Source organism: Winogradskyella psychrotolerans, assembly GCF_018860545.1.
GTDB lineage: Bacteria > Bacteroidota > Bacteroidia > Flavobacteriales > Flavobacteriaceae > Winogradskyella > Winogradskyella psychrotolerans_A.
The window spans coordinates 1-4367 of sequence record NZ_JAHKPN010000047.1 but is presented as its reverse complement, the minus strand read 5'-3'; the positions used below and the strand labels follow the sequence as shown (position 1 = coordinate 4367).

The window sequence follows — 4367 nt, the reverse complement described above, 5'->3', positions numbered from 1 at the left end:
GAAATCAAACTTAAGATGTATATAATTCATAGCTGCCTCTCGCCTACTTTCGAAAAACCTCGCGGTTTTTCTATTTCGGTAATTATTTGCTAACTTACTTGCTGAAACAACGCTACAAATCATATACTAAACCGTTGTGTGTAATTAAAAAAACGTCAGTCTGCAATGAAATATTTTGATTTTAATGGAAAAGAGTTTTTGGAAAAAGAGCTACGAAATTATAAGGACTATCATAAGGCTGAATTGAATGAAAATGGAAGTTTTAGATTAATTGAGACTTACCAAAATTCTGAATTAGATTCTTTAAATGCTTTTATAGAAAGCGAGTTGGAAACCAAACTATTTTTTGAGAATTATCCTAATCTTGAAATAATAGAATTTTGTCAATTACAAGAAAGAAAAGGTAATTATTGTAAATTTTTCAATTTCTACATAAATAAGCATAATATAAAATCCGGAGGAAGTGTTATAGTAATTGAAAATGGAAACTTGTTGCCAATATATGAGAACAATAATGAAGATAATGACAGGACAAACAAATCATTATGGAAATATTATTACTTCTACGATTTGAACGTGGAATTTGAGTTTGAGTATGATTCTAATGGAGAATTTAAACAATTATCAGTATATGACGTAAATATGATTTGCGATAGTGACAATACAAGTATTTATCCTAATAACGTTGGTATTGGAAAAAATGATTTTAATTTTAATTGGAAAGGAATGGAATATTATAAAAATTCTGAACCAATTATTCCGAATGGAGAAATAACTACACACAACACCGTGTATAATTAATTGCTTGGTCACTACCGACTTACGAAAATTCCGCTGGAATTTTCTATCTGTGATTTGTTTGCTAACTTTAAGGCTTAACCACGCAACTAACCATACACAAACACGTTAGCCACAAGCTGAAAAGCAACTCTATGAAATATCAATTATCATTTATTTTTACCATCATAGTTTCGAGTTTGATTTACTCGCAAACTGAGTACGTTGAAAAATATGATAATGGACAAATTAAAGTTGAAGGATTTTTAATTGATAGTGTGTTAATAGGAAAATACACTGAATATTATAAAAATGGACAAATTAAAACTACAGGAGAACTTAGTAATTGTTTATACGAAACTAATTATGTGAAAATTTATGCTGGTGGATGTGGAGTTGGAAATAGTTCCAAAATAAAAAGAGGAAATAAACACGGAGAATGGAAAGATTATTATGAAAATGGAGTTTTAGAATCTAAATACAATTATCATTGTGGCTTTAAACAAGGCAATTTTTTCAATTATACAAAAAATGGAAAATTGTATTGGATAGACTTTTATCACGCAGATAAGCAAATGAACACACAAGAATTCTATGAAAATGGACTTTTGGAAAAAATATCGACCTACTCATATGAATACAGCGAACACGAAGAAAATCATTTGAAAAAAACTGTCGAAACCGAATATTATGAGAATGGTTCTTTAAAAATTCAAAGAACAATTCAAGAATTAGAAGATGACATTGAAAAAGAGAGTTTAAAAGAATATTATCAAAATGGATTCTTAAAAACCGAATCGGAAATTATTGACTACGACAAAAACGGAGTTTATCGAGAGTTTTACGAAAACGGAAATACAAAGTACGAGGGAATTTTTAAGGACGATGAGCCAATTGACAAACAATATTACTTTAATGAAAAAGGTGAAGTAACAAAAATTGAAACTTGGAAAGAAGGAAAATTAATAGAAACTGAAATAAAAAAAGCCAGTGGCTAACACCGTATATAATTTATTGCTAGTTCTAGCCTACTTACGAAAATCCTCGCGGATTTTCTATTCGGTTTTTATTTGCTAAATTAGGTGTTTAAACCACGCAACAAACCATATACAAACACGTTCTACGCAATTTAAAAACCAACTTAATGAATTACAAAATCTATTTTCATCTCTTACTTGCAATGTTAATTTCATCTTGCAATACCGATAAAAAATATGTTCCAGATGATTTAAGGAAATTAACTGAAAGTGACCAAATAGAGATTGCCGAAAAAAGAAAAACCTACAATTATGATAACGTTATTTTTAAAAACGAAAAAGGAGAAACTATTTCTGCTGACTCAATGGCAAAAATTTCATCAGATATAAAGTATGCATACGACACGTATTTTAATGATAAAAACCAACCAGAAATAGTTGTTATTAGAGAGGCAAATCAAAAAGATAAAGATTTACGAAAACAAATAATTGAGATTTATAAAAAAGAAATAGTTGAGCCAATAAAACTAATAAATATTGATTGTAGCGAAATTCAGAATATATTGACCAATGTTCATTCTTTAGACCAAGATATGCGGAAAAATGGCAAAGGAATAGACCCAAAAATAGACCGTGACAATTTAGTTAAGGTAGTCAGCATAATTGAAAAATGTGGAATGCCTAGTTTGGAAAATGTTTCGACCGAACAAATGTCTACTATTTGGTTAGTATTTCAACACGCAGATAATTTTCATCGCAAAAAATATTTACCACAGTTAAAAGAATCCGCTGAAAATGGAAATATAAGAAAAAGCCAAATCGCTTTAATGGAAGACCGGATTTTAATGATGGATGGAAAACCTCAAATTTACGGTTCTCAGATTTCTAAAAATCAAGATACTGGAGAATGGATGATTTACGATTTAAAAGAACCTGAAAATGTAGATAAAAGGCGAACAGAAGTTGGACTTGGACCATTATCTGAGTATGTAAAGAACTGGAACATTGAATTTAATGTAGAACAATCTGAATAAAAAACTGCGTAGAACACCGTGTATAATTCATTGCTAGTTATAGCTTACTTACGAAAGTCCTCGCGGACTTTCTATCTGTGATTTATTTGCTAACTTTAATGCTTAACCACGCAACGAAATCATACACAATCACGTTACCCAACATTAACCAAAAAACCGCAGAAATTGAAATTTAAAATTGGACTTTCATTATTTTTTGTTTTCGGATTTTTCTTCTTTAGAATAGTCGGACCAATAATTACTGGAAAACTAAAAAGTTTTCATATCAAGAATAATACTGGATTGGTTGAAAAAGCGCCAATCATTTTTAAAATTTTTAATTTATTTTTTAAAGGAGCATCAATAATGTGTTTGATTTATATAGTTATGATTTGGACAGGTTTTGTAACAATACCAAGCGACTAAATGTTCTTGAAAAAGAAAATTATATTAATTCATTTAGGAGTATTTATACTTCTAACTTTACTGCTATTATTCACATCTGAACCTTTATTAAATAAATTTGCAGCAGGAATTCACAACGTTGGAATGTGGATAGATTTAATGATTTTCGGAACAATTGGAATTCTGATTTTGACAACTATTTCGTGTCTAATTTTTTTAAAACAAGGGAAAATAATTGGTCTGATAATAATTCTTGTCAATTTATTCTGGACTTGGTTTAGTCTTAACCTTTTGTACAGGTATCATTTCACGGAATTTCATCCGACTTTTTATATTCCAAATTGGATTTTGATAATGAATTCCATATTTGCTATTATCGGAATTGTAATCGGATTTAATCTAATAATGAAAAAAATAAATATAAAAACAGCGTTACTCACTGACTTTATTCTGATTTTAACCGGACTTATAATCCAACAAATCTGAATAAAAACGTTGGGTAACACCGTATATAATTTATTGCTGGTTCTCGCCTACTTACGAAAATCCTCACGGATTTTCTATTCGGTTTTTATTTGCTAACTTTAGTGCATAAACCACGCAACAAACCATATACAAAACCGTTAGCAAACATTTTGCGCGTGTCAACAATTTCAAGGCTTTTACCAAGTTCTGTGCTTATTTGCTTTAAAAAACTAAGTTGGAATTTAAAGTAGAACCTTAAAAAATATTACGCCGGAATTTTTTACTCTTGTGGAACGTTACGCGCGAATTTAGGCTTACCCAACTTCTGATCATTACATCAATATTATAGCAATCCTCAACCTTTGGCTGATAAGCGGAATGGCAAAAAGTACGGCTGAACTGTTCGCTGCTTAAAAAATCTGAAATTAGTTTATTTAAATCAATCGTTTCTGATATCACAAATTTTCGGCCGAAAATCAAAACTGATTCTCTTTGCGGAAAAGAACGGAATAATAATTCGGAGATTTTTTTGATATTTAAGTAAACAATGAATCAACGTCTGAAAAACAAATCGTCCGGAAATACACAAAGGAGTAGCACATAAAAAGAAAAAACGTTAGCTAACAATGTATATAATTTATAGCTGCTTCTAGCCTACTCACGAAAAACCTCGCGGTTTTTCTATTTCGATTATTATTTGCTAACTTACTTGCTGAAACAACGCTACAAA

The 4367-nt window shown here is 30.0% G+C and carries 3 protein-coding genes; all 3 read left to right on the top strand.

Annotation, left to right across the window (positions count from 1 at the left end; translation table 11 throughout):
- Positions 1-165 precede the first annotated feature (165 nt).
- The gene (locus tag KO515_RS15930) at positions 166-801 is read left to right on the top strand and encodes a hypothetical protein (RefSeq protein ID WP_215937331.1); all 636 of its coding nucleotides are present in this window, start codon (positions 166-168) and stop codon (positions 799-801) included.
- A 131-nt stretch (positions 802-932) separates the two neighbouring features.
- A complete protein-coding gene (locus KO515_RS15925; protein WP_215937330.1) occupies positions 933-1775 on the top strand; it encodes a toxin-antitoxin system YwqK family antitoxin in 843 nt (280 codons plus the stop codon).
- 146 nt (positions 1776-1921) lie between these two features.
- Positions 1922-2788, top strand: coding sequence for a DUF6624 domain-containing protein (locus KO515_RS15920; protein WP_179354748.1), 867 nt, complete (start codon positions 1922-1924; stop codon positions 2786-2788).
- Positions 2789-4367: the final 1579 nt, after the last annotated feature.

Coding starts and splice junctions, on each gene's coding strand:
- KO515_RS15930 (WP_215937331.1), top strand. CDS start 166: ATGAAATATTTTGATTTTAATGGAAAAGAGTTTTTGGAAAAAGAGCTA.
- KO515_RS15925 (WP_215937330.1), top strand. CDS start 933: ATGAAATATCAATTATCATTTATTTTTACCATCATAGTTTCGAGTTTG.
- KO515_RS15920 (WP_179354748.1), top strand. CDS start 1,922: ATGAATTACAAAATCTATTTTCATCTCTTACTTGCAATGTTAATTTCA.